The sequence below is a fragment of the Kitasatospora sp. NBC_01539 genome (assembly GCF_045040525.1).
Taxonomy (GTDB): Bacteria; Actinomycetota; Actinomycetes; order Streptomycetales; family Streptomycetaceae; genus Kitasatospora.
Genome location: NZ_CP109390.1, coordinates 6,910,867 through 6,935,220, shown reverse-complemented (window position 1 = coordinate 6,935,220; position 24,354 = coordinate 6,910,867). Strand labels below are relative to the sequence as shown.

The following is a 24,354-nucleotide window of genomic DNA, read 5'->3' as shown; positions in this document are numbered from 1 at the left end:
CCGCGGGAACGGGCAGGACGTCGCGGGACAGGGGCGGGCCGGGCGGGATCCCGCCGCCCCTGGCGTCCCGGCGCGCCGCGCACGGCTCTACAGTGCTGGCACCGGCCCGCGGAACAGGAGGTGCGCCGTGACCACGACTCCCCCGGGCTTCGCCGCTGCGCTCGCGGCCGGGCCGCTCGTCCTGGACGGCGGCCTGTCCAACCGGCTGGAGGCCGCCGGCCACGACCTCTCCGACGCCCTGTGGAGCGCCCGCCTGCTGGCGGACCGGCCGGAGGCGGTGGCCGCCGCGCACCTGGGCTACTTCCTGGCCGGCGCCGAGGTCGCGACCACGGCGAGCTACCAGGCGAGTTTCGAGGGTTTCGCGCGCCGCGGGCTGGGCCGGGCCGAGACCGCGCGGTTGCTGACGCTGAGCGTGCGGCTGGCCCGCGACGCGGCGCGCGAGGCCGCCGAACTGCGGTCGGCGGCCCCGCAGCCGGGCGGACCGGGCAGACCGGGCGAACCAGGTGGACCGGGCGGGGGCGCGGGGCGCCCGCTGTTCGTGGCGGCCTCGGTGGGTCCGTACGGCGCGGTATTGGCGGACGGTTCGGAGTACCGCGGCCGGTACGGGCTTGGCCGGGCGGCGCTGGAGCGCTTCCACCGGCCGCGGCTGGAGGTGCTGGCGGCCGCGGGGCCGGACGTGCTGGCGGTGGAGACGATCCCCGACGCCGTGGAGGCCGAGGCGGTGCTGGCCGTGGTCGAGGATCTGGGGGTGCCCGCCTGGCTGTCGTTCTGCGCCGCGGGCGACCGGACGCGGGCGGGGCAGCCGCTGGCCGAGGCGTTCGCCCTGGCCGCGGACGTGGACGCGGTGGTGGCGGTGGGGGTGAACTGCTGCGCCCCGGCCGACGCCGACCGGGCGGTCGCCCTGGCGGCGGAGGTGACGGGCAAGCCCGTCGTGGTGTACCCGAACAGCGGGGAGCGGTGGGACGCCGCCGCCCGCGGCTGGCGGGGCGCGCCGGCGTTCCGTCCGGCCCGGGTGACCGGCTGGCTGGCGGACGGGGCCCGGCTGATCGGGGGGTGCTGCCGGGTCGGGGAGCAGGAGATCGCGGATGTGGCACGCGCCGTACACGGTGCGGACTGATCCGAAAGGTGCACGCCCGGCCGTCGGCCTGGCAGACTCGTTGCGTTCACACTCCGGTCGACATTGTCGACCGCCTGTCAGGGGAGGTAGCTCATGCCCGGCCCGATCCAGTCGCTCTCCCGGGCCGCCGCCATCATGCGTTTGCTGGCCGGCGGCGAGCGGCGGCTCGGCCTCTCCGAGGTCGCGGCCTCCCTGGATCTCGCGAAGGGCACCGCCCACGGCATCCTGCGCACCCTCCAGCAGGAGGGGTTCGTCGAGCAGGACCCGGAGAGCGGCAAGTACCAGCTGGGCGCCGAGCTGCTGCGGCTCGGCCAGAGCTACCTCGACGTGCACGAGCTGCGCGCCCGCGCCCTGGTGTGGGCCGACGACCTCGCGCGGGCCAGCGGCGAGACGGTGTACCTGGGCGTCCTGCACCAGCGGGGCGTGCTGATCGTGCACCACGTCTTCCGCCCCGACGACTCCCGGCAGGTGCTGGAGGTCGGCTCGATGCAGCCGCTGCACTCCACCGCACTGGGCAAGGTGCTGCTGGCGTACGACCCGGTGGCCCGCGGTGAGCTGGGCGAAGGCCCGCTGCAGTCGTACACGCTGCGCACCCTGACCGACCCGGCGGACGTGGACGCGGAGTGCGCGCTGGTCCGCGAGCGGGGCTGGGCGGACTCGGTCGAGGAGACCTGGGAGGGCGTGGCCTCGGTCGGCGCGCTGATCCAGGACCGGCGGCGCAACCCGGTCGGCGCGGTCTGCGTGACCGGGGCGGTGGAGACCGTCACGGAGGACGGGTTCGTGAAGCCCGGCCTGGTGGCGTCGGTGCGCAGCGCGGCGCGGGCGATCTCGCGGGACCTGGGCGCCGGCCGGTTCTGACGGGTCGCCCCCGGGGCGACGGTACGGCGCGGGGCGCGGACGGGCGGGAGCCTGTCCGCGCCCTTTCGCATGCCCTGGTCCGGGTGGGTCCGGGTGGGTCCGGACGGGGCGGCCGGCCCGGCGGCCGGACGGGCGCGTCGGGGCGCACCCGTCCGTCACGAGTGCGTAACCCTGCCTTGACGCGGAGGGCGGGCGCGGTGGAAGCTTCCGCATGTCGGTCGACATTGTCGAACGGCGGCCGGAGATCCACTCCCCATGCGCTCACCACGCAACGGATCGCCCGGGCCACCTGCCCCCACCCGCTCCTCCGGGCCACCAGGACAAGGGAGTCTCTGTGTCCGCTTTCTCCAACGGCGACATCTTCGTCGGCGAAACCCTCGGCACCGCCGCGCTGATCCTCCTCGGCGGCGGCGTCTGCGCCGCGGTCACCCTCAAGAAGTCGAAGGCGATCAACGCCGGCTGGCTCGCCATCACCTTCGGCTGGGGCTTCGCCGTCCTCGTCGCCGCCTACATGTCGGCCCCCAAGTCCGGTGCCCACCTCAACCCGGCCGTCACCGTCGCCATCGCCACGGACACCGGCGACTGGAGCAAGGTGCCGCTCTACATCGGCTCCCAGATGCTCGGCGCGGTCATCGGCGCCGTCCTGGTGTGGGTCACCTACCTCGGACAGTTCCAGGCCAACGAGGACCCCACCCTCGGCATCTTCTCCACCGGCCCCGAGATCCGGAACCCGGTGCAGAACCTCCTCACCGAGATCATCGGCACCCTGGTGCTCTGCCTGGCCATCCTCACCCAGGGTCTCAACAAGGGCCTCGGCCTCTCCGGCACCGGCGTCCTGATGGTCGCCCTCACCGTCGTCGGCATCGGCCTCTCCCTGGGCGGCCCGACCGGCTACGCCATCAACCCGGCCCGCGACCTCGGCCCGCGCATCGCGCACAGCCTGCTGCCCATCCCCCACAAGGGCAGCTCCGACTGGTCGTACGCGTGGATCCCGGTGGTCGGCCCCGTCATCGGCGCGCTCCTCGCCGGCGGCCTGTACAACGTCGCCTTCTGACCCTCCGGGCCGGACGGGCGCTGGTTTGCCCGCCACCCACCCACGGGGACTGACCCATGGTCAGGACCGCCCGCCCCTGAAACCCTCATCCAGAGCCGAGGACCCCATGACTTCAGGCACCACCGCGCCCACCGGGAACTACATCGCCGCGATCGACCAGGGCACGACGTCCAGCCGGTGCATCGTCTTCGGCGCGGACGGCCGGATCGTCGCCGTCGACCAGCAGGAGCACTCGCAGATCTTCCCGCAGCCCGGCTGGGTCGAGCACGACGCCGCCGAGATCTGGACCCGCGTGCAGTCGGTCGTCCGCGGCGCACTCGAGAAGGCCGGCCTGACCAGGGACGACATCCGGGCGATCGGCATCACCAACCAGCGCGAGACCACCGTGCTGTGGGACCGCCACACCGGCAAGCCCGTCCACAACGCGCTGGTCTGGCAGGACACCCGCACCGAGGCGCTCTGCCGCGAGCTCGGCCGCAACGTCGGCCAGGACCGCTACCGCCGCGAGACCGGCCTGCCGCTGGCCAGCTACTTCGCCGGCCCGAAGATCCGCTGGCTGCTCGACAACGTCGAGGGCCTGCGCGAGCGCGCCGAGGCCGGCGACATCCTCTTCGGCACCATGGACACCTGGGTCATCTGGAACCTCACCGGCGGCGTCGACGGCGGCCGGCACGTCACCGACGTCACCAACGCCAGCCGCACCATGCTGATGAACCTCCACACCCTGGCGTGGGACGAGAAGATCGCCGAGTCGATGGGCGTGCCGCTCGCCGTCCTCCCGGAGATCCGCTCCTCCGCCGAGGTGTACGGGCACGCCGTCGGCGACCTCGCCGGCGTACCCGTCGCCTCCGCGCTCGGCGACCAGCAGGCCGCCCTCTTCGGACAGACCTGCTTCGACGAGGGCGAGGCCAAGTCGACGTACGGCACCGGGACGTTCCTGCTGCTCAACACCGGCGAGAAGATCGTCAACTCCTACCACGGCCTGCTGACCACCGTCGGCTACCGGATCGGCGACCAGAAGCCGGTCTACGCCCTGGAGGGCTCGATCGCCGTCACCGGCTCGCTCGTGCAGTGGCTGCGCGACCAGCTCGGCATCATCTCCACCGCCGCCGAGATCGAGACCCTCGCGTCCACCGTCGAGGACAACGGCGGCGCGTACTTCGTGCCCGCCTTCTCCGGCCTCTTCGCCCCGTACTGGCGCTCCGACGCCCGCGGCGTCATCGCCGGCCTCACCCGGTACGTCACCAAGGGCCACCTCGCCCGCGCCGTGCTGGAGGCCACCGCCTGGCAGACCCGTGAGGTCGTCGACGCCATGCAGAAGGACTCCGGCGTCGAACTCACCGCCCTCAAGGTCGACGGCGGCATGACCTCCAACAACCTCCTCATGCAGAACATCGCCGACGTGCTCGACGCCCCCGTCGAGCGCCCGTTCGTCGCCGAGACCACCGCCCTGGGCGCCGCCTACGCGGCCGGCCTCGCCGTCGGCTTCTGGAACGACCTCGACACCCTGCGGGCCAACTGGCACCGCGCCGCCGAATGGACCCCGCGGATGGACGACGCCACCCGGGAGCGCGAGTACAAGAAGTGGCTCAAGGCCGTCGAGCGCACGATGGGCTGGGTGGAGGAGGACGACGAGCAGGGCTGACGCGTACGCCGGCCGGGGCATGACCGCCCCGGCCGGCTCGGCCGTTCCCCGGCCCGCCCGCACCGGGCCGGACCCGGTCTCCCACGAGACCGCACCGCACACCGAGAGGAGACACGGCAGCCCCGACCGGGGCCGCCGTACACACACCATGGCAACCATCCCGACCCTGGGCGCCGGCTACACCACCGGCCACACCGCCTCCCGCGCCGAGACCCGCGAACTCCTCGGCAGGGCCACCTACGACCTGCTGGTGATCGGCGGCGGCATCCTCGGCACCGCCACCGCCTGGACGGCGGCCCAGGCCGGGCTGAAGGTCGCCATGGTCGACGCCGGCGACTTCGCCGGCGCCACCTCCAGCGCCTCCTCCAAGCTCGTCCACGGCGGCCTGCGCTACCTGCAGACCGGCGCCGTCCGGCTCGTCGCCGAGAACCACAAGGAGCGCCGGGCGCTCGCCACCGACGTCGCCCCGCACCTGGTCAACCCGCTGACCTTCTTCGTGCCCGTCTACAAGGGCGGCCCGCACAGCGCCCCCAAGCTCGGCGCCGGCGTCTTCCTCTACTCCGCCCTCTCCGCCTTCCGCGACGGCATGGGCCGGGTCTCCACCGCCGCCCACGCCGCCCAGCAGGTGCCGGCCCTGCGCACCGAGGGCCTGCAGGCCGTCGCGGTCTACGGCGACCACCAGATGAACGACTCCCGGGTCGCCGTGATGACCGTCCGCGCCGCCGTCGAGTCCGGCGCCGTCGTGCTCAACCACGCCGAGGTCACCGGCCTGCGCTTCACCGGCGGCCGGGTCAGCGGCGCCGAACTGAAGGACCGCATGGACGGCACCGAGTTCGGTGTCTCCGCCCGCCTCGTCCTCAACGCCACCGGCCCGTGGGTCGACCACCTGCGGACCATGGAGGACGCCGGCGCCGCCCCGTCGATCCGCCTCTCCAAGGGCGCGCACGTCGTCGTGAAGCGCCGCACGCCGTGGCGCGCCGCGCTCACCATCCCCATCGACAAGTACCGCGTCTCCTTCGCGATCCCGTGGGAGGACCACGTCCTCCTCGGCACCACCGACGAGGAGTACACCGGCGACCCGACGGACGTCCGCGCCACCGAGGCCGACATCGACCAGATCATGGACGAGGCCGGGCACGCCATCCGCGACGAACACCTCGACCGCGACCTCGTCACCTACGCCTTCGCCGGCCTGCGGGTGCTGCCCGGCGGCCCCGGCGACACCGCCGCCGCCAAGCGCGAGACCGTCGTCACCGAGGGCCGCGGCGGCATGCTCTCCGTCGCCGGCGGCAAGTGGACCACCTACCGTCACATCGGCCGCGCCGTGCTGGAGAAGCTCAAGCGCGTGCCCGGCACCGGCCTCGCCGAGGACATGTCCTCGTTCCCCGCGACCGTGCCACTGCCCGGCGTCGGCGCGCCCAACGCCGTCGCCCACCGGCTGCTCGTCGACCGCGAGCCCGGCTCCCGCATGGAACCCCTGGTCGCCCGCCACCTGGCGAGCCACTACGGCACGCTCTCCTTCGAGATCGCCCACCTCATCGCCGACAACCCCCAGCTCGGCGAACCCGTCCACCCCGACGGCCCCGACGTGTGGGCCCAGGTCGCCTACGCCGCCGACAACGAGTGGGCCTACACCGTCGACGACGTGCTGCGCCGCCGCACCACCATGACCGTGCGCGGCCTCGACACCCCGGAGGTGCGGGCCAAGGTGGAGGCCTTCCTCGCGGAGCGCGGGACCAGGTAGACACAGCCTCGCGGAGCGCGGGACCAGGTAGACACAGCCTCGCGGAGCGCGGGACCAGGTAGACACAGCCTCGCGGAGCGCGGGCGCGGCAGGGCGAAGGTCGGCGGAGGGCGGGCACCCACGGGGGAGGTGCCCGCCCTCCGGCGCGCCGCGCCGGTCGTCCGGCACCGCGGCCGCTCCGCCGGGTGGGAATGCCGCAGGACCCCGGCGCGGGGAGGTGGCCGGGGTCCTGCGGGGTCGGGGGGCCTGCGGGTCAGCGGGGCTGCGGGGTCAGCGGGGCTGCGGGGTCAGCGGGCCTGCGGAGGCGGGAGGGCTCAGACGATCAGGCTGAGCGGCAGGATCAGGGCGATCGCGGTGACCGAGATGACGGTCTCCATGACCGACCAGGACTTCACCGTCTGACCGACGCTCAGGCCGAAGTACTCCTTGACGAGCCAGAAGCCGGCGTCGTTGACGTGGGAGAAGAAGAGCGATCCGGCGCCGATGGCGAGGACGAGCAGCGAGGCGTGGCTGGTCGACAGGTCGGCGGCGAGCGGGGCGACGATGCCGGCGGCGGTGATCGTGGCGACGGTCGCCGAGCCGGTGGCGAGCCGGATGAGGACGGCGATCAGCCAGCCGAGCAGGATCGCGGAGATGTGCCACTTGCCGGCCCAGGTGCTGACGGCGTCGCCGACGCCGACGTCGATGAGGGTCTGCTTGAAGCCGCCGCCGGCGCCGACGATGAAGACGATGCCGGCGATCGGGGCGAGCGACTTCTCGACGGTGCGGGATATCTCGGCCTTGGTGAAGCCGGCCGCCCGGCCGAGGGTGAGCATGCCGAGCAGGGTGGCGGCGAGCAGCGCGATGAGCGGCGAGCCGACGAAGTCGAAGACGCGCTGGAGGACGGCCTTCGGGTCGTCGACGACGACGTCGACGAGGGCCTTGCCGAGCATCAGCACGACGGGCAGCAGGATCGTGACGAGTACGGCGCCGAAGCGGGGGCTGCGCTCGTGCGGCACGGTGTCGGCGGCGGGGGCGGTTTCGGCGGGCGGCTCCAGCGGGCCGACCCAGCGTTCGGCGACGCGGCCGAAGAGCGGGCCGGCGACGATCAGGGTGGGCACGGCGATCAGCAGGCCGAAGGCCAGGGTGACGCCGAGGTCGGCCTTGAGCGCGTCGACGGCGACCAGCGGGCCGGGGTGCGGGGGCACCAGGCCGTGCAGCACGGAGAGTCCGGCGAGGGCGGGGATGCCGATCCGCATGAGCGGGACGTTGCCGCGGCGGGAGACGAGCAGCACGATCGGGATGAGCAGGACGACGCCGACCTCGAAGAAGAGCGGCAGGCCGAGGAGGGCGGCGATGAGGGCCATCGCCCAGGGCAGTCCGCGGCGTCCGGTGCGGGCGAGCACGGTGTCGGCGATGGTGTTGGCGCCGCCGGAGTCGGCGAGCAGCTTGCCGAGCATCGCGCCGAGGCCGATCAGCAGGCCGACGCCGGCGACGGTGGCGCCGAAGCCGGTGGCGAAGCTGGTGAGCAGCTTGTCGAAGGGTGCCTGCGCCACGACGGCCAGCAGGGCGGATCCGAGGGTGAGGGCGAGGAAGGGGTGCAGCTTCAGCCGGGTGATCAGCAGGACGATCGTGGCGATGCTGAGCAGGACGGCGACGAGCAGTCGTCCGTCGCTGTCGGTGTGCGGGAGGGCCGGGGCGGCCGCCGCGAGCAGGAGGGTGGGGGTGGTCACGCGAGGTCTCCGTTGACGTGGCCGAGCAGTGCTGCGGCCTTCTCGACGAGGGTTTCCGGGGTGGGGCCGACGTCCAGCACGGCTCCGCGCTCGTCGGGCCCGAGAGGTTCGAGCGCGGCGTACTGGGAGTCGAGGAGGGAGGGCGGCATGAAGTGGTCGGCCCGGTGGACGAGGCGGTCGCGGACGAGCTCGTGGCTGCCGCTGAGGTGCAGGAAGAAGGCGTCGGGGCAGGACGCGCGCAGGGTGTCGCGGTAGCGCCGTTTGAGTGCCGAACAGGTGACGACGCCACCGGTGCCGTCGGCGGCCTGCGCGCCCAGCCAGGCGCCGAGGGCGCGCAGCCAGGGTTCGCGGTCGTGGTCGTCGAGCGGGGTGCCGGCGCTCATCTTGGCGATGTTGGCGGCGGGGTGGAAGTCGTCGGCCTCCGCGTACGGGAGGCCGAGCCGGTCGGCGAGTTGCCGGGCGACGGTGGTCTTGCCGACTCCGGAGACGCCCATCACGACGATGACGGGCGGCTGGTCCTCGACGCTGAGAGCCATGGGTGGTGCTCCTTCTTCTGCCTGATCCGCGCCCACTGTCGCGTAAAGGTATGACTTATTCAAGCCCTTGAAACTTAATCGTCATACTTTTGCTTCCCGCTAGTCTGGCCGGATGGAGATCCAGGGCCTGCCCGGCCGCCTGCTCGCCGACCTCGGCCCCGCCATCGCCTCCGGTGAGATCCCGGAGGGCACGGTGCTGCGCGCCGAGGAGCTGGAGGAGCGTTACGGGGTCTCCCGCACCGTCGTCCGCGAGGCCGTACGCATCCTGGAGTCGATGCGGCTCGTCGCCCCGCGGCGCCGGGTCGGCATCACCGTGCAGCCCCGGGCCGGCTGGGACGTCTTCGACCCGCTGGTGATCCGCTGGCGGCTGGCCGGCGCCGACCGGGCGGCGCAGTTGCGCTCGCTGGGCTCGCTGCGGGTCGCGGTCGAACCCGCCGCGGCGGCGCTGGCCGCGGTGGAGGCGACCGACGACGACCGCCGGGCCCTCGCCGCGCTCGCGGTCGAGCTGACGGTCACCGCCCGGGCGGCCGACCTGGAGGCCTTCCTGCAGCACGACATCGCCTTCCACGCGACGGTGCTGCGCGCCTCCGGCAACGAGATGTTCGCGCACCTGCACGACACCGTGGGCGCCGTGCTGACCGGGCGGACCGAGCACCACCTGATGCCGCACCGGCCGCGGCCGTACGCCGTGCAGCTGCACCGCGAGGTCGCGGACGCGATCTGCTCGGGCGACGCCGCGCTCGCCGAACGGGCGATGCGCACCATCGTGACGGGGGCGCTCGACGAACTGAACGCCACGCTCGACTGAGTTCGTACCTGAACGCCTGCCGGATTCCGGGCCCGATCGTGGACTTCCGCCGCATGACGGGCCCTTGGTGGGGCAGGGTGGGGGTGTCGGGGGGTGCGCACCAGCGCACGCCGCCGGCACCTGTACCCACCTGCACGCACCTGTACCTGCACGCACGCACCTGCCCGCCCGTGCACCCACCGGCCCGACCGCCGGCCCGTACGCCGGGCTCAGCTCTCCGAACGTCAGCGCTGGGGGTCGCCGATGTCCACCGTTCGCCGCCGCCTTCCGGACGAGGTGCGGGCCGCCGCCGTCCGGGCGGGGCTCTCCTTCTCCCTGATGCTGGTGGCCCTGATCGTCGCCGTCCTGGCCTCGTACGCGGGCACCACGCTGCTCACGCCCGCCCTGGTGGTGATGGCGATCGGGGTGTTCGGCACGGCGTGGGGGCTGCTGGAGATCCTGGTGTCGCGTCAGATCGCCGCGCAGAGACGCCGGGGGCCCAACTCCGCGTCGCCGCTGGACGGCAGCCGGGAACGCGGACGGCGCCCGGCGGGTCACCGGGCGCCGCTGCAGGGCTGACGGCCCGACAGGGCCGTCGGCCCCGCCGGGTCAGCCGAGTCAGCCGCGCGGGCCGACCGCGTAGCCGTACTGCCGGGGCCAGCGGCGCTCGGCGCCGAGCGCCCGGGCGGCGTGCAGCGGCCAGTACGGGTCGCGGAGCAGTTCCCGGCCGAGCATCACGGCGTCGGCCCGGCCCGCGGTGACGACCTCCTCCGCCTGGGCGGGTTCGGTGATCAGGCCGACCGCGCTGACCGGGACGCCCGAGTCGCTGCGGATGCGCTCCGCGAAGGGCACCTGGTAGCCGGGGCCGGTCTCGATGCGGGCGTGCGGGGCGATGCCGCCGCTGGAGACGTCGACCAGGTCGATGCCGATCGCCCCGAGCTCCTTGGCGAGCAGCACCGTCTCGTCCACGGTCCAGCCGGGTTCGCCGTCGAGCCAGTCGGTGGCCGAGACGCGGAAGAAGACCGGCAGGTCGGCCGGCCAGACCGCGCGGACGGCCGCGGCGACCTCCAGCGCGAAGCGGGCCCGGCCCGCGAAGCTGCCGCCGTAGCCGTCGGTGCGGTGGTTGGAGTGCGGCGAGAGGAAGGAGTGCACGAGGTAGCCGTGCGCCCCGTGGACCTCGGCGACGAGGAAGCCGGCCTCCCGGGCGCGGACCGCCGAGGCCGCGAAGTCCTGCACGAGTACGGCGATCTGCTCCTCCGTCAGCTCGTCGGGCGTCGGGTTGGCGCCGAACGCCACCGGGGAGGCGCCGACCGTCCGCCAGCCGCCCGCCTCGGGGCCGAGCGGCGCGGAACCGCCCGTCGGGCCACCGGTGGACGCCTTGCGGCCGGCGTGGGCGAGCTGGATCGCGGGCACCGAGCCGTGCGCGGTGATCAGGGCGGCGATCCGGGCGAGCGCCTCCTGCTGCCGGTCGTTCCACAGGCCGAGGTCGTACGGGGAGATCCGGCCGTCGGGGCGGACCGCGGCCGCCTCGGTCATCACCAGGCCGGCGCCGCCGGCCGCGCGGGAGCCGAGGTGGGCGAGGTGGAAGTCGGTGGCCACGCCCTGCTCGGGGCCGTCCGGCGCCGCCGAGTACATGCACATCGGGGCGAGCCAGACCCGGTTCGGGACGGTCAGCGAGCGGAGGGTGATCGGCTCGAACAGGGCGCTCACAGAGGCTCCTCGGGCGGTGGCCGGGGTGAGCCGGCCGGGGCGGTTCGGGGTTACGACGATAACTCTCGTACGACGAAGTCTGTCAAACTACGATATCCGTCGTACGATGAGGCGTGACCGCCACCAGCACCGCGACCGCCACCGGCCCCGAGTCCGGCGTCTTCCCCGAACCCGCGGTCGGCGAGATCCGGCTGGAGTGCGTGCTGCACGCGCTCGCCGATCCCGTCCGGCTGCGGATCGTCGCCTCGCTGGCGCAGCACGAGGCCGAGGTCAACTGCGTGGCCTTCGACGTGCCGGTGACGCGCTCCACGCTGACCCACCACTTCCGGGTGCTGCGCGAGGCCGGGGTGATCCGGCAGGTGCGCCGCGGCACCTCCAAGATGAACTCGCTGCGCCACGACGACCTCGCGGCACGCTTCCCCGGCCTGCTCGACAGCGTCGTCACCGGCCACCGCGCCACTGCCGCCACCACGGCCGTGCCGGAGGACTGACACACCGCGGGGCCGTTCGGCACACGGCGAGCGCCGGACGGGCCAGGGTGCCGGACGGGTCAGGGCGCCGGACGGGTCAGGGCGCCGGAACGGCCCGCCCTCCGCCACGCAGCTCGGCCAGCAGGACCTCCTGGTCCGTGATCATCTCGGTCAGGATCCTGCGCGCGGCCCGCAGCAGCTCGGCGACGTCCGGCGTGCTGAGCTCGTAGACCACGGTGTTGCCCTCACGGGTCGCGGTGACGAGGTTGGTGCGCCGCAGCACCGCGAGCTGCTGGGAGAGGCTGGACGGTTCGATGTCCATCTCCGCCAGCAGCTCGCGGACCGGGCGGGGGCCGTCCTGCAGGAGTTCGAGGACGCGGATGCGGGCCGGGTGACCGAGGGTGCGGAAGAACTCCGCCTTGGCCTGGTAGAGCGGGACCGGCATGCTCAGTCGTCCTCGTCTTCCTCTTCGTCCGGCGCGTGCGGCAGGTCGATGCCGTGCCGCGCGGCGATCCGCAGCAGGCTCGCGATCCGCCCCCGGTAGGCCTGGACGCCGTCCTCGTCACCCGCCTCGCGGGCGGCGGCCAGGTCGCCGCGGGCCCGGGCCAACTGCGCCCCGAGCTCCTCGCGGAACAGGTCCGTCACGCTGACCTCCGTTGCCGGCAGCTGCGCCGGCCGCCGCCCGGGCACACCCGGGAGGGTCCAGCATCCAAGACTGGGAAGACTTCTTCAAGTTTCCGACCGACTGGGACACAACGCCTGCCGAAGGGTGTAACGGGCCTCCGGCTCAGCCGCGGAAGCGGTGTGCCGGGCGGCCCGTGACACCGGGCGTGCAGGTGAAGATCCCGCCCGCGAGCGGCTGCTCGGCGAGCTCGGCCGACGTGAGGTTCTCGGTGGCCGTGGTGATGTAGAGGGTGTCCAGGCCGGGGCCGCCGAAGGCGCAGCTGGTCGTCATGGTCGCGGGCACCCGCACCACGGTGTCCAGCGTGCCGTCGGGCAGGTACCGGCGGATCTCGCCGCCGAAGGCGACGGCCACCCAGACGCCGCCCTCGGTGTCGACCGTGATGCCGTCCGGCACGCCGCCCTCGATCTCGGCGAACAGCCGCGGGTCGTGCAGCCGGCCGGCCTCGTAGCGGTAGGCGTGCACGAGGCGGGTCGGGCTGTCCGCGTAGTAGGCGGTGGCGCCGTCGGGCGACCAGTCGAGGCCGTTGGAGATCGTCACGCCGTCGAGCGCGGTGTGCACGGTGCCGTCGGCGTCGAGGCGGTGCAGCGTGCCGGCTCCGGGCGTGTGGTCGTACGCCATGGTGCCCGCGAGGAGGCGGCCCTCGGCGTCGCAGACGGCGTCGTTCATGCGCAGGGTGCCGCCCGCGGAGTCGAGGTCGGCGATCCGGGTGAGCGCGCCGTCCTCGTCGAGGACGGCGAAACCGTCGGCCACCGCGAGGACGAGGCCGCCGGCCGCGCGCAAGGCGACCGCGCCGACCGGCAGGCCCGCCTCGAAGCGGGTGCGCTCCCCCGTCACCGGGTCCCAGCTGTGGACGTGACCGGCGATGATGTCGACCCAGCGGAACAGCTGGACGCGGTCGTCCCACAGCGGACTCTCGGCGAGGTGCAGGCGGTCGGCGACCGCGAGCTCGGCGTGCAGGGTGCGGGGCATGTCTACTCCAGGGACGGAGGGGGCCGGTGTGAGCTGTGGGGGGACGATGATCCTAGGCGCCGGAGAGCGCGTTCCGCACCGGGGTCCGCACCTCGGACCGGACCGGGCCGCGGGCGGGCCGTCCCGAACGGGCCGGTAAGGTCTTCGGGGGCACAGCGCACCTGACGGCCACCGCGCCGGACCGCTCCGCCCGCGCCCGGGTCCGACGACGCCCCCGGGCGACCTGCAGGGCCGCCGCCCTCCGCAGCGCTCCGCACGCTTCCGGCCCGCCCGGCGGGCCGTCCTCACGACAGGCAGCCGCTCCCCGTGCCCTTCCCCCTCCCGTCCGCCGCCGCGCGGCTCCGCGGCCTGCGTCCCGACTGGCTCTCCGACCCGGCGGTGTGGCGCACCGAGGTGCTGGCCGGCCTGGTGGTGGCACTGGCGCTGATCCCCGAGGCGATCTCGTTCTCCGTCATCGCCGGGGTCGACCCGAAGATCGGCCTGTTCTCGGCGTTCACCATGGCCGTGACCATCGCGGTGGTGGGCGGGCGACGGGCGATGATCTCCGCCGCCACCGGTGCGGTCGCGCTGGTCATCGCCCCGCTCAACCGGGAGCACGGCCTCGGTTACCTCGTCGCGGCCGTGCTGCTCGCCGGGGTGTTCCAGATCGTCCTGGGTGCGCTGGGGGTGGCGCGGCTGATGCGCTTCGTCCCGCGGTCGGTGATGGTCGGCTTCGTCAACGCGCTGGCGATCCTCATCTTCCTGACGCAGCTCCCGGAGCTGGAGCACGTGCCGTGGGCGGTCTACCCGCTGTTCGCGGCCGGGATCGCGCTGCTGGTGCTCCTGCCCCGCCTCACCACGGCGGTGCCGGCCCCGCTGGTGTCGATCGTCGCCCTGACCGCCGTCACGGTCGCGGCGGGCATCACCGTGCCGACCGTGGGCGACAAGGGCGAACTGCCCTCCTCGCTGCCGCACCCGGGCCTGCCCGACGTGCCGTTCACGGCCGACACCCTGCTGACGATCGCCCCGTACGCCTTCGCGATGGCGCTGGTCGGCCTGATGGAGTCGCTGATGACCGCCCGGATCGTCGACGACCTCACGGACACCCGGTCCGACAAGACCCGCGAGGCGGTCGGCCAGGGCATCGCCAACATCGTCACCGGTCTCTTCGGCGGCATGGGCGGCTGCGCGATGATCGGCCAGACGATGATCAACGTCAAGGTGTCGGGCGCCCGCACGCGCCTGTCGACCTTCCTCGCCGGATCGTTCCTGATGGTGCTGTGCGTCCTGTTCGGCCCGGTGGTGTCGCGGATGCCGATGGCCGCGCTGGTGGCCGTCATGGTGATGGTGTCCTGGGCGACGTTCGACCGGCACTCGGTGTCGCCCGCGACGCTCCGCCGGATGCCCGCCGGGGAGACCGCCGTCATGGTGGTCACCGTCGTCTGCGTGGTGGCGACCGGCAACCTGGCCGTCGGCGTGGTCGTCGGCTCGGTCACCGCGACGGCGCTCTTCGCCCGGCGCGTCGCCCGGCACACCGGGATCACCTCGGAGACCTCCCCCGACGGCACCACCGTGGTGTACCGGGTCACCGGCCAGCTCTTCTTCGCCTCGGCCGACGGCCTCGCCGCGCACTTCGCCTACGCGGACGACCCCGACCGGGTCGTCGTCGACCTGTCGGCCGCCCACATCTGGGACGCCTCGACCGTCGCCGCGCTCGACGCGGTCGCGGCGCGCTACGCCCAGCGCGGCAAGACCCTGGAGATCACGGGCCTCAACGCCCCCAGCGCCCACCTGCACGGCACCCTCAGCGGCGAACTCGCCGCCGCCTGACCGGCCGCCCCGGACGGCTCAGACGGCCCGCACGGGCCGGACGACCAGCACCGCCCGCACGGCCCGCCGTACCGCGATCCCGCGGCGCGGCGGGCCGTCGCCGTACGGCTCAGCGGTCGGCGGGCACCGGACCGGCGGGTGGGCGGTCCATCAGCGGCAGCCGGTCCATCAGCGGCGCCGGCAGGGCGAAGGCCTCGGTGAGGGTCTCCAGGTGCGGCGTGAGCCGCGCCCGCAGGGCCTCCGCCTCCGTGGCGATCCCGCCCGCCTGCGGCACGGACAGCAGCCCCGCCGCGGCCAGGTCACCGCTGCGCGGGTGCACCTGCTGCAGCAGGAAGAGCCGGCACAGGTCGGCGAGCAGCGCCCGCGCCCGCGGGTCGCCGACCGTCCCGACGGCGTCGAGGAAGGCGTCCGCCGCCTGCACCAGCGCGTACGCGGCCAGGGCGTCCTGGGCGGCCGGTGAGGCGTGGTTCCAGCGGGCCAGGGGGTCGCCGGCCGGACCGGAGCGGATCCGCGCGGCGGCGTGGCGGCGCAGCCGGGCCTCGTCGGCGGCGAGCAGGTCGCGCAGCACGTACGGGTCGCGCAGCACACCCGGACCGGGCGGTGCCTCCGGGTCGGCCAGGGGGTCGGCGCCGGTGGCGCGGATCGGGCGGGGCTCCTCGTGGGCGAAGACGTGCTCGGCGGCGGCCTTGACCCAGACGGCCAGGTTGTCGCCCTCGGCCGTGATGGCGCCCTCGACGTTCAGCGGGAGCTCCGCGAGGCCGTTCGCCGGGAACAGCCCCTGGGCGCCGCACCGCTCGCGGCACTCGACGAGCACGTCGCGCGTGCGCCAGGTGTTCCACGCCTTGGTCACGGCGACCAGCCGCTCGGCGCGGGCCCGGTCCTCCGGTGCGTGGCCGGCCCAGGCCCGCGTCGCGGCGCGGTGCAGGAACGTCGTCGCGTACGCGGTGGCGCAGGCCGCGAGCAGCCGGTCGGTGTGCGAGCGGTGGGCGCTGAGCGGTACGCGGCTGCCGGCGGACGTGCCGCTGATGCGCCGGAGCCCGGCGTACCGGACGGCGATCGCGAGGGCGGCGCGGGAGGCGCCCACCCCGGCGGCGCTCATGCAGAGCTTGCCCTCGGTGACCCGGCCGATGGACCGGAGGAAACGTTTGCGCCGGCTGCCGGGCCCGGAGACCGTCGAGCCGTCCGGGCCGAGGCGGCCGTGGTCGCCGGTCAGCAGGGCGGACGCGGGCAGCCGCACCCGGTCGAACGAGGTGAGGCAGTGGTCGACCGGGCTGCCGGTGCGCTCCGGCAGCAGCTCGACGTGCACGCCGGGCCGGGGGCCGTCGGCGTCGGCGAGCTCGGCGAGGAGGAGGAACACGCCGTGGTCGCGGCCGTCGGCCAGCAACCGCGCCGCGACGACGGCGCTCTTGGGGCCGCCCGCGGGGCTGGTGTTGGGCATGTACTTGCGGGCGCCGGGGTGCGGGGTGTGCAGCACGTACGTGCCGGTCTCCCGGTCGAGGGTGGCGGTGGTCTCCAGCGCCGCTGCGTCGTTGCCGTGGTCGAGCTCGGTGCACAGGAACGTGCCGATGCGGCGCATCGCCAGCAGGTCGTCGAGGTGGCGCCGCCGTGCGGGGTGCGGGTCGTGGTCGAGGAGGCTGCCGAGGAAGAGGTTGTAGTGGATGCCGGCGACCGTGGCGAGGGAGCCGTCGACGACGGCCGTCCACTCGTGCAGGGCCGCGAGCCGGTGCACGTCGCCGGCCAGCGCCCGCGGGTCGGCGACCGAGTCGTTGACTAACCGCAGCCGGTCGTAGGCGAGTTCGGCCCGCTCCTGGTGGCCGAGGCCGGCCCGGTACGCGAACTCGGGGCGCGACACGAGGTGTGCCCAGTGCTCGTGGCCCGGGTCGTGGCCCGGTGCGGGTTCGTCGAACAGGGCTGAGGTCAGGGCCGTCAGCACGGCCTTGTGCCCGGGGCGGCCGTCCGGGCCGCCGGGGGGAGGAGTGATCATGACCGGCCCAACGAGCGCCTCCCCGTGCGGAAACGATCTCGGCGAAACGATTAACCCAGAGTTCACAGGGCCCCGGCCGACGGCGCCTGCGCGCGGGCGCCGCACCCGGCCGTCAGCCGACGACCACCCGTTGATGGGTCGTCAGCCGGCCGTCCTCGTCCAGCACGTGGAACGCGATCACCGGAGGGTGGTCGAACGCGATGCCCGGCCCGCCCTCCCAGGGCAGCGTCACCGTGGACACCACCCCCGGCGCCACCGCCAGCGGCAGGCCCGCGAACCGGGTCGCGGCACCCGTGTGCGCGTGGCCGCACAGCACCGCCGCCACCTGCCGGTGGCAGCGCAGCACCGCGGCGAACCGCTCCGCGTCCTGCAGGCGGATCCGGTCGACGGTCGGCTGGTGCAACGGCACCGGCGGGTGGTGCAGCGCGACCACGGCGGGCACGTCGCGGCGGGCGTGCGTGAGCGTGGTGTCCAGCCAGGCGAGCGTCTCCTCGTCGAACCGGCCCTCGTCCCGGCCGGGCACGGAGGAGTCGAGCATCAGCACGGTCAGGCCGGGGAGTTCGTGCAGCCGGTTCACCGGCCCGGCGGACGGCTCCTCCCCCGCCAGGCCCGCCAGGTACGCCTCCCGCACGTCGTGGTTGCCGGGGCACGTCAGCACCGTGTGCCGGGCCGACGCCAGCACGCGGGCGGCGGCCGCGTACTCCTCCGGGCGGCCGTGGTCCGCGATGTCACCGGTCACGAGCACCGCGTCGACCGGGCCCGGCAGCGCCTCCAGGTACGCCATGACCCGCGCCGCGCGCGCCTCCGCCCGGGCGCCGCCGTCACCGCCGTGGTCCTGGCCGAGGTGGATGTCGCTGAGGTGCGCGAGCACCGGCATGGGCGTTCCCTTCGGGTCGGGTCGTCGGGCCCGGCGCGGGGCCGGGGCTCGGACTCTATGCCCGGCGGGCGCGTCGGGTCGGGCGTTCGGGTCGGGCGTCCGGGTCGGTTCAGGCGTCCGGGTCGCGCAGGCCGACGCAGTCGAGGGCCCAGAAGACGTCCGGGTAGACGAAGGTGCCGGTCATCCACGGCTCGTGGCCGCCGAGCCGTGCCACCTGGAACGCCGCCGGGGGGATGCGCAGCGAGGGGCTGCGGAAGCCGTGCTCGTCGGCACGGTCGAAACCGCGGGCGCCGTAGTAGTCGGGCGGGCCCTCCAGGAACACCAGGGGTGCGCCGGTGGCGTCGGCCGCGGCGAGGGCGTGGGCGATCAGCCGGCTGCCGAGGCCGCGGCCCTGGTGGGAGGGGAGGACGGCCAGCGGGGAGAGGGTGAGCACGTCGACGAGGCGCCGGGGCGCGTCGAGGCGGGCCGGACTGAGCACGACGTGCCCCACCACGCGGCCGCCGTCGGTCGCGACGAACGACAGCGGGGCCGGCCGGAGCGCCTCGACGAGGGCGGCGACGTGGCCGTCGTCGCCGAACGCCGCGGTGTGGAGGGCGGCGACGGCGGCGCGGTCGGCTCCGCTCTCCGCGCGGACGGCGGGGCGGTCGGCGTGCTCGGGCTCTCGGGGGGTCATGGCGCGCAGGGTAGGTCGCCACGGCCCGGCGGCGCGAACGGTTTTCGGGCCACCGGGTCACCGGGCGTCAGGGTCCGGCGGGGCCGGGCGGTCAGGCCGGCGACCGGGCGCTACTCCGCCGCGACGGGCTCGACGGGCTCGACGGGTCCGATCGGTTCGGCCGGGCGCTTGAACATCCGGGTGGCGGTGATCTCGCCGTGGATCGCCGGGCCGTCCGGGTCCTGCGGCGCGGGCAGCCCGGGGCGCAGGTGCTCCTCCACGGAGATGTACTTGAGGCCGGCCCGCAGGTCGGCGTCGTTGCGCAGCCGGATGACGAGCGGGAACTCCGCGAGCGCGGTGGTGTCGAACAGGCCGGTGGTGTAGATGAGCTGCACGCCGAGCGCGTCGGCGACGGCCCGCTGGAGCTCCAGCAGGTAGGTGGCGTTGGCGCGGCCGATCGGGTTGTCGAGGAAGAGCGTGCCCGCGTGGCGCAGCTGCGACTGGCCGCGGTCGTTGGCGCGCAGCGCGGCCATCGTGCAGTAGAGCGCGATGGCGGCGGTGAGGAGCTGGCCGCCGGAGAAGACGTCGGACATCTGGCCGACGCCGACGCGCTCGGCCCGCAGCACGGCGTCGGGCTTGAGGATCTCGACGCTGACGCCCTTGGGGCCCATCGCCGCGGCGACGCCGCGCAGCAGCAGCGACATGCCGTCGCGGCGCAGGTCGCTGTTCTTGCGGACGGCGGCGCGGGTGGCCTCGTCGATGACCTCGCCGAGGCGCTCGACGAGCAGGGCGTGGTCCGGGTCCTCGAAGCGGATCCGGAGGAACTCCTGGCCGGACCACTCTCCCAGGCCCTCGGGCAGCCGGGAGAGCCGCTGGGCGGCACGCAGGGTGGTCAGCGAGCTCTCCACCAGGCCGCGCAGGCGGTCGACGATGGATCCGCGGTTGCGTTCCAGCTGGGCGAGTTCGTCGGTGAGGACGCGCAGCCGGGGGGCGAAGGCGGCGGCCCAGGCGGCGGCGTGCTCGGGCAGGGCCGCGGTCGGCAGCTCGCGGATCTGCTGCCGGGCGGGGGTGCGGACGGCCTCGTAGCGGGCGGCGTTGGCGTGCCGGATGAGCGCGTCGGAGGCGTCGCGGACGGCGAGTTCGGCGCTGCTGAGCTCCGCGGCGGCGGCGCGCAGGGTGCGGCGGGTCTCGGTGGCGCCGGTCCGGGCCTCGGCGAGGCCGCCGAGGTACGGTTCGGCGCTCTGCTCGGGCTCGTCGGCGTGGTCGCGGAGGCCGTCGCGGAGCTGGGCGGCGATCTCCTCGAAGTCGGCCGCGGCGCCTTGGGCCGCGTCGGAGGTGCGCAGCAGGTCGGCGTGCTCGGTGCGGGCGGTCTCCAGGCGTTCGCGGCGCTCGGCGAGGAGGGTGGTGGCGGTGCGGAGCAGCACCTGGGCGTGCTCGGGGTCGGTGGGCACGAGCTCGTCGGGGAGTTCGGTGTGGGCCTCGCCGTCGGCGGGGGCGGAGCGTTCGACCTCGCCGCGGAGCCGTCCGAGCTGTTCGCTGGCGGCGGCGGAGCGGGCCTCGATGGTGGCGACGAGTTCCTCGGCGCGGGTGGCGGCGGCCTGCCGGGCGGGGCCGTCGGCGCCGTCGGGGCTGGCGAGGAGTTCCTCGGCGCGGGTGCGGACCTTGTTGGTGAGGCGGTCGAGCTCGGTGGCGGCGGCGGCCTCCTCGCCTTCGGCGCGGGCCTGTTCGGCGCGCAGGTCGGCGCCGACGCCGACCTTCTCGTAGACCTGGGAGGCGGCGCGGTAGGCCTCGCGGAGGGCGGGCAGGGAGGAGGCGGCGCCGTCGGGTTCCGGGGCGTCCTCGGCGAGGGCGGAGAGCTCGGCGCGCTCCGCGCGGAGCGTACGGGCGGTGCGGCGGGCGTCGTCGGCGGCGCGCTGGGCGGCGCGGCGGTCCTCGTCGCAGGTGCGGGCGCGGTCGGCGCAGGTGGCCTGGCGCTGGTCGCATTCGGCGGCGTCGTCGGCGAGTTCGCGGCGGCGGCGGGCCCAGGTGGTGCGCTCGCGCAGGCGGAAGGCGAGGCCGGCGAGGGCGTCGGCGCGGCGCCGGGCCTGCTGGACGGCCTCGCGGCGCTCCTCGTGCGCGCCGGCGGCGGCGGCGTGGTCTGCCTCGGCCTCGGTGTGCTCGGCGCGGGCGGTGGCGAGCACCGCGGCGGCGGTCTCGGCCTGTTCGCCGGCGGCGCGGGCGGCGGCGGCGAGTTCGGCGAGGGTGCCGGGCGGGCACTGGGCGTGCCAGGAGGCGAGCCGGGCGGCGAGGGCGCGGTCGTGGCCGAGGCGGGCGGCGAGTTCGCGGATGTGCTCCTCGCGGGCGGTGGCCCGGGTGCGGAGCTCGCGGCGCTCGTCGTCGGCGGCGCGCTCGTCGTGCATGGCGGGGTTGGGCGGTACGAGGAAGAACGCGGGCTCGCCCTCGATGGGGGCGATGAGGGCGGCGGCGGTGCCGACGGCGACGGTGGAGCGGGGCAGCAGGGCGGCGGCGGCGAGGGCGGTGCGGGCCCGGTCGAGCGAGGCGGGGTCGGTGACGACGACGCCGTCGACGAGCTCGGGGCGGGCGGCGAGGATCGCGTCGTGGTCGGCGGGGTCGACGGACTGCGCGAGGTAGCGCCAGCCGGGGAGGGCCGGGATGCCGTGCTCGCCGAGGTACTCGACGGTGGCGAGGACGTCCGGACCGGGCGGCAGGAGGCCGCCGTCGCCGAGGGCTGCGAGGATGCGGGAGTCGTCGGCGGCGGCGGTGCGCAGGTCGAAGAGGGTGCGTTCGGCGGTGGCGACGGCCTGGTCGAGCTGCTCGCGCAGCGCTTCGGCGTTGGTGTCGAGGAGCGCGGGGGTGAGGAAGCCCTCGCCCTCGTCGGCGGTCTCCTGGTAGGCCGTCAGGGAGAGGAGGTCGGCGAGCCGGGCCTCGGCGGCGAGCAGGGCGGCGGTGCGGTGCTCGGCGGCGAGGGCGCGTTCGGCGGCGGCGCGCGCGTCGGAGGCGCGGGCGGCGGCGAGTTCGGCGCGGGCCTCGGCGGCGGCGGTCTCGCGGAGCCGGGCGGCGGCGAGTTCGGCGGCGGCGCGCACCTGGGTGAGCGCGGCGGCGGCGGCCTTCTCGGCGTCGGCGGCGTGCAGGGCGGCGCGGGCCGGGTCCGGGTCCTCGGTGGCGTCGATCCAGCCGGCGTCGACGGCGGCCTCGGTCTCCTGCTCGACCTCGGCGAGGCGCTGGCGCAGGTGTTCGGCCTCGCTGCGGGCCTTCTGGGCGGCGGTGGCGGCGGCGGTGGCCTCGGTCTGGGCGGCGGAGCCGTCCTCCTGGAGTTCGCCGGCGCGCAGCTCCTCCTGGTCGGCGCGGGCCTCGGCGGCGAGGGCGGCGGTCTCCAGGGCGCGGGCGAGGGCGCCGGCGGCCCGGGCGCGGGCGGCGAGGGCGGGGGCGGCGTCGAGTTCGGCCTCGCGGATGGCGGCGGAGACGCGGGCGGCGCGGTCGGCGGCGGCGCGGTGGCGCAGGGCGGCCTCGGCGGCCTGCCAGGCGGAGTGGAGGGTGCGGGCCTCGACGAGTTCGCGGCGCAGGGCGGCGGCGTCGGAGGTGGCGGCGGCGAGCCCGAGGGTGGCGTGGCGGTGGGTGAGTTCGGCGGTGATGAGGGAGTGCCGGGTGCGGTCGGCCTCGGCGGCGGTGACGGCGCCTGCGGCGGCGGCGACCTCGACGGCGAGGTCCTGGGCGCGGTCGCGTTCGGCGGCGGCCCGGCCGAGGTGGGCCTGGACGAGGCGGCGGGTGCGGCGTTCGGCGGCGCGGTGGGTCTCGCGGACGGTCTCGCGGGCGGCGGTGGCGTCGACGATGCGCTGGAGGAGGTCGAGGGAGCCGGCGGTGAAGTCGCGTTCGGCGGCGAGTTCGGAGCGGCGGCCGAGTTTGGCGGCGAAGCCGTGCACGAGGTCGGCGAGGCCGTCGGTGTCGCGGGTGTCGGTGACGGCGCGCAGCAGCAGGTCGGTGAAGTCGGAGTCGTGCTTGACCGCGAAGAGGCCGGCGGCCTCGCCCTCGTCGGCGTTCATCTCGCGCTGGTAGCGGAAGAGTTCGGGGTCGAGGCCGAGGGCGCCGAGGTGTTCGTTCCAGCGGTCGTGGATCTCCTCGAAGGTGAGGTCGAGGTAGGGGTGGGCCTTGCCGGCCTCGGTGAGGGCGTCGCGGAAGCCCTTCATGGTGCGGCGGCGGCCGCGGGCCCTGCCCTCGGGGGCGAGGGCGAGGCGTTCGGCGACGGGCAGCGAGTCGAGGGTGAGGCCGGGGCCGGGGCGGAACGAGTACCAGAGTTCGGCGAACTTCCGCGGGTCGGAGGAGACCTGGCGGCCGCGCCACTCGCTGGTCTTGCCGACGACGATGAGCTCGCCGGTGACGGTGTGCTGCCACTCCAGGGCGACGTGCCCGCAGTCGTCGGCGAGGAGGAACTTGCGGAGCACGCCGGAGCTGGCGCCGCCCAGGGTGTTGCGGTGGCCGGGCAGCATCACCGAGAAGATCAGCTTGAGCAGGACGGACTTGCCGCCGCCGTTCTCCAGGAAGAGGACGCCCGCGGGGGCGGGACGGCGGCGCGGGCCCTCCGGCTCCTCGCCGAAGAGGCCGATCTGCTGCGGGGCGGGCTCCGCCACCGGCTCGCCGACGCCGCGCAGGTCGAGGACCGTGTCGGCATAGCGGGCACCGGCCGGTCCGATCGAGTACAGGCGGACCCGGTTGAGCTCGTACATGTGCGGCGGTTCTCCTGGGGCGGGTCAGGCGGGGGACGGTGGGCCGGTCGGGGCGGTGGCCGCGTGGGCCGCTCGGGGCAGTGGCCGGTCGGTGTGGCAGCCGGGCGGCGTGGTGGCCGGGCGGGGCGGGGTGCCGGGCGGGTCAGAGGGCGTGGAACGGCAGTCCCGCGTCGGCGACCAGTTCGTCGCTGTGGTCGGGTGGCAGCAGGGTGGCGGTGCCGTCGGTGACCGGGACGACACCGAGGTCGGTGAGCTCGGCCATGGCGGCGCTGCCCGCGAGGTCGCGGACCTGCAACTGGTAGCGGGCGGTGGTGCGGTAGGTGCCGCCGGAGTCGTCGGACGTCTTCTGGAGGAAGCCGGAGTCGACGAGGAAGAGCACGGCCTTGGAGACGATGCCGGTGGTGGAGCCGGCCAGGCGGCGGGCGTCCTTGGTGGCGCCGGTGGCGGAGCGGCGGGCCCAGACGCGCCACGCGGCCTCCAGGCCGGGGGCGTCGGTGGCGGGGTCGGTGACGGCGCCCTCGGCCTCCGCGCGCTCCTCCAGGCGGCGGCAGGCCTGCCGGACGAACGCGTCGACGCCGTTGACGGTGACGCGGCCGAGGTAGCCGTCGTCGGCGAGGTCCTCCGGGCGGGGGAAGGCCAGGGCGGCGACGGCGAGGTGCGCGAGACCGTGCAGGAAGCGGTCGGTCGACTCGGACGCGGCGCGCCGCGAGTAGTCGCCCATGCGGACGGCGAAGACGGAGTCCTCGGCGGCGGCGACGGCCATGCCCGCACGCGGCGACACCTCCAGGACGACCAGGCCCATGCCGGTGGCCACCGCGTCGGCGAGCCGGGCGAACGACGGGTCCTCGCGGTGCCGGCGCACCAGCTCGGCGTACTCGGCGTCGCGGGCGGGCAGCAGCTTGGCCTGCAGGCCGAAGGAGACCAGCCGGGCGGCGTCGGCGACGTCCGCGGGGGTGAGCTGTGCGGGGGCGGGCTCCGGCTCGGACGCCCGGGCCGGCTCGTGGAGGTTCGTCACGGGCGGGGC

20 protein-coding genes are annotated in these 24,354 nt (G+C 75.2%); 9 read left to right on the top strand and 11 right to left on the bottom strand.

Translation table 11 applies throughout. The features are described from left to right. Positions 1 to 127: 127 nt before the first annotated feature. The 5 genes from mmuM to OG335_RS30050 all read left to right on the top strand — a co-directional run bounded on the left by mmuM (position 128) and on the right by OG335_RS30050 (position 6,418). Complete coding sequence (gene mmuM, locus OG335_RS30070; protein WP_405014278.1) at positions 128 to 1,117, top strand: homocysteine S-methyltransferase; 990 nt, start codon at positions 128 to 130, stop codon at positions 1,115 to 1,117. Positions 1,118 to 1,210: 93 nt separating this feature from the next. Next, positions 1,211 to 1,975: an IclR family transcriptional regulator gene (locus OG335_RS30065; protein ID WP_405014277.1), complete on the top strand. Its 765-nt coding sequence runs from the start codon at positions 1,211 to 1,213 to the stop codon at positions 1,973 to 1,975. A gap of 334 nt (positions 1,976 to 2,309) precedes the next feature. Continuing rightward, positions 2,310 to 3,029, top strand: a complete 720-nt coding sequence (locus OG335_RS30060; protein WP_405014276.1) for an MIP/aquaporin family protein — start codon at positions 2,310 to 2,312, stop codon at positions 3,027 to 3,029. Positions 3,030 to 3,135: 106 nt separating this feature from the next. Next, positions 3,136 to 4,674: a glycerol kinase GlpK gene (glpK, locus tag OG335_RS30055; protein WP_405014275.1), complete on the top strand. Its 1,539-nt coding sequence runs from the start codon at positions 3,136 to 3,138 to the stop codon at positions 4,672 to 4,674. Between the two features lie 148 nt (positions 4,675 to 4,822). Then, complete coding sequence (locus OG335_RS30050; RefSeq protein WP_405014274.1) at positions 4,823 to 6,418, top strand: glycerol-3-phosphate dehydrogenase/oxidase; 1,596 nt, start codon at positions 4,823 to 4,825, stop codon at positions 6,416 to 6,418. Between the two features lie 314 nt (positions 6,419 to 6,732). Here the strand turns inward: OG335_RS30050 and OG335_RS30045 are convergent, their stop codons facing one another. Both OG335_RS30045 and OG335_RS30040 read right to left on the bottom strand, forming a co-directional pair. Further along, the gene (locus tag OG335_RS30045) at positions 6,733 to 8,130 is read right to left on the bottom strand and encodes a GntP family permease (protein ID WP_405014273.1); all 1,398 of its coding nucleotides are present in this window, start codon (positions 8,128 to 8,130) and stop codon (positions 6,733 to 6,735) included. Further along, on the bottom strand, positions 8,127 to 8,666 hold the full coding sequence (locus OG335_RS30040; protein ID WP_405014272.1) for a gluconokinase: 540 nt from the start codon (positions 8,664 to 8,666) through the stop codon (positions 8,127 to 8,129). The genes OG335_RS30045 and OG335_RS30040 overlap by 4 nt, the downstream gene beginning before the upstream one ends. 112 nt (positions 8,667 to 8,778) lie before the next feature. Between OG335_RS30040 and OG335_RS30035 the strand changes: the two genes are divergently transcribed. After that, on the top strand, positions 8,779 to 9,474 hold the full coding sequence (locus OG335_RS30035; RefSeq protein ID WP_405014271.1) for a FadR/GntR family transcriptional regulator: 696 nt from the start codon (positions 8,779 to 8,781) through the stop codon (positions 9,472 to 9,474). A 243-nt stretch (positions 9,475 to 9,717) separates the two neighbouring features. Further along, a complete protein-coding gene (locus OG335_RS30030; RefSeq protein ID WP_405014270.1) occupies positions 9,718 to 10,032 on the top strand; it encodes a hypothetical protein in 315 nt (104 codons plus the stop codon). Between the two features lie 39 nt (positions 10,033 to 10,071). On the opposite strand, the gene OG335_RS30025 is transcribed toward OG335_RS30030, so the two are convergent. Next, the gene (locus OG335_RS30025; protein WP_405014269.1) at positions 10,072 to 11,163 is read right to left on the bottom strand and encodes an NADH:flavin oxidoreductase/NADH oxidase; all 1,092 of its coding nucleotides are present in this window, start codon (positions 11,161 to 11,163) and stop codon (positions 10,072 to 10,074) included. Between the two features lie 113 nt (positions 11,164 to 11,276). Between OG335_RS30025 and OG335_RS30020 the strand changes: the two genes are divergently transcribed. Further along, the gene (locus OG335_RS30020) at positions 11,277 to 11,654 is read left to right on the top strand and encodes an ArsR/SmtB family transcription factor (RefSeq protein WP_405014268.1); all 378 of its coding nucleotides are present in this window, start codon (positions 11,277 to 11,279) and stop codon (positions 11,652 to 11,654) included. A 76-nt stretch (positions 11,655 to 11,730) separates the two neighbouring features. Here the strand turns inward: OG335_RS30020 and OG335_RS30015 are convergent, their stop codons facing one another. The 3 genes from OG335_RS30015 to OG335_RS30005 all read right to left on the bottom strand — a co-directional run bounded on the left by OG335_RS30015 (position 11,731) and on the right by OG335_RS30005 (position 13,287). Further along, positions 11,731 to 12,078 (bottom strand): ArsR/SmtB family transcription factor, encoded by a 348-nt coding sequence (locus OG335_RS30015; protein WP_405014267.1) that lies wholly within the window; start codon positions 12,076 to 12,078, stop codon positions 11,731 to 11,733. Between the two features lie 2 nt (positions 12,079 to 12,080). Next, positions 12,081 to 12,278, bottom strand: a complete 198-nt coding sequence (locus tag OG335_RS30010) for a hypothetical protein (protein WP_405014266.1) — start codon at positions 12,276 to 12,278, stop codon at positions 12,081 to 12,083. Between the two features lie 142 nt (positions 12,279 to 12,420). Further along, positions 12,421 to 13,287 carry an SMP-30/gluconolactonase/LRE family protein gene (locus OG335_RS30005; RefSeq protein ID WP_405014265.1) on the bottom strand — a complete coding sequence of 289 codons (867 nt, stop codon included), beginning with the start codon at positions 13,285 to 13,287 and terminating at the stop codon, positions 12,421 to 12,423. 306 nt (positions 13,288 to 13,593) lie between these two features. Between OG335_RS30005 and OG335_RS30000 the strand changes: the two genes are divergently transcribed. After that, positions 13,594 to 15,096, top strand: a complete 1,503-nt coding sequence (locus OG335_RS30000) for a SulP family inorganic anion transporter (RefSeq protein WP_405014264.1) — start codon at positions 13,594 to 13,596, stop codon at positions 15,094 to 15,096. A gap of 109 nt (positions 15,097 to 15,205) precedes the next feature. On the opposite strand, the gene OG335_RS29995 is transcribed toward OG335_RS30000, so the two are convergent. The 5 genes from OG335_RS29995 to OG335_RS29975 form a co-directional block, all read right to left on the bottom strand. Next, positions 15,206 to 17,080, bottom strand: a complete 1,875-nt coding sequence (locus tag OG335_RS29995) for an acyl-CoA dehydrogenase (RefSeq protein ID WP_405014263.1) — start codon at positions 17,078 to 17,080, stop codon at positions 15,206 to 15,208. Positions 17,081 to 17,192: 112 nt separating this feature from the next. Then, complete coding sequence (locus OG335_RS29990) at positions 17,193 to 17,957, bottom strand: metallophosphoesterase (protein WP_405014262.1); 765 nt, start codon at positions 17,955 to 17,957, stop codon at positions 17,193 to 17,195. Between the two features lie 109 nt (positions 17,958 to 18,066). After that, on the bottom strand, positions 18,067 to 18,630 hold the full coding sequence (locus tag OG335_RS29985) for a GNAT family N-acetyltransferase (protein ID WP_405014261.1): 564 nt from the start codon (positions 18,628 to 18,630) through the stop codon (positions 18,067 to 18,069). 110 nt (positions 18,631 to 18,740) lie between these two features. Beyond that, the gene (locus OG335_RS29980; RefSeq protein WP_405014260.1) at positions 18,741 to 23,330 is read right to left on the bottom strand and encodes a hypothetical protein; all 4,590 of its coding nucleotides are present in this window, start codon (positions 23,328 to 23,330) and stop codon (positions 18,741 to 18,743) included. Positions 23,331 to 23,472: 142 nt separating this feature from the next. After that, positions 23,473 to 24,345 (bottom strand): hypothetical protein, encoded by an 873-nt coding sequence (locus OG335_RS29975; protein WP_405014259.1) that lies wholly within the window; start codon positions 24,343 to 24,345, stop codon positions 23,473 to 23,475. Positions 24,346 to 24,354 lie beyond the last annotated feature (9 nt).

Excerpts from the sequence above, each read along its gene's own strand:
- OG335_RS30065 (WP_405014277.1), top strand. The coding sequence starts at position 1,211 with ATGCCCGGCCCGATCCAGTCGCTCTCCCGGGCCGCCGCCATCATGCGT.
- glpK (WP_405014275.1), top strand. The coding sequence starts at position 3,136 with ATGACTTCAGGCACCACCGCGCCCACCGGGAACTACATCGCCGCGATC.
- OG335_RS30050 (WP_405014274.1), top strand. The coding sequence starts at position 4,823 with ATGGCAACCATCCCGACCCTGGGCGCCGGCTACACCACCGGCCACACC.
- OG335_RS30040 (WP_405014272.1), bottom strand. The coding sequence starts at position 8,666 with ATGGCTCTCAGCGTCGAGGACCAGCCGCCCGTCATCGTCGTGATGGGC.
- OG335_RS30035 (WP_405014271.1), top strand. The coding sequence starts at position 8,779 with ATGGAGATCCAGGGCCTGCCCGGCCGCCTGCTCGCCGACCTCGGCCCC.
- OG335_RS30030 (WP_405014270.1), top strand. The coding sequence starts at position 9,718 with ATGTCCACCGTTCGCCGCCGCCTTCCGGACGAGGTGCGGGCCGCCGCC.
- OG335_RS30015 (WP_405014267.1), bottom strand. The coding sequence starts at position 12,078 with ATGCCGGTCCCGCTCTACCAGGCCAAGGCGGAGTTCTTCCGCACCCTC.
- OG335_RS30005 (WP_405014265.1), bottom strand. The coding sequence starts at position 13,287 with ATGCCCCGCACCCTGCACGCCGAGCTCGCGGTCGCCGACCGCCTGCAC.
- OG335_RS29995 (WP_405014263.1), bottom strand. The coding sequence starts at position 17,080 with ATGATCACTCCTCCCCCCGGCGGCCCGGACGGCCGCCCCGGGCACAAG.
- OG335_RS29990 (WP_405014262.1), bottom strand. The coding sequence starts at position 17,957 with ATGCCGGTGCTCGCGCACCTCAGCGACATCCACCTCGGCCAGGACCAC.
- OG335_RS29985 (WP_405014261.1), bottom strand. The coding sequence starts at position 18,630 with ATGACCCCCCGAGAGCCCGAGCACGCCGACCGCCCCGCCGTCCGCGCG.
- OG335_RS29980 (WP_405014260.1), bottom strand. The coding sequence starts at position 23,330 with ATGTACGAGCTCAACCGGGTCCGCCTGTACTCGATCGGACCGGCCGGT.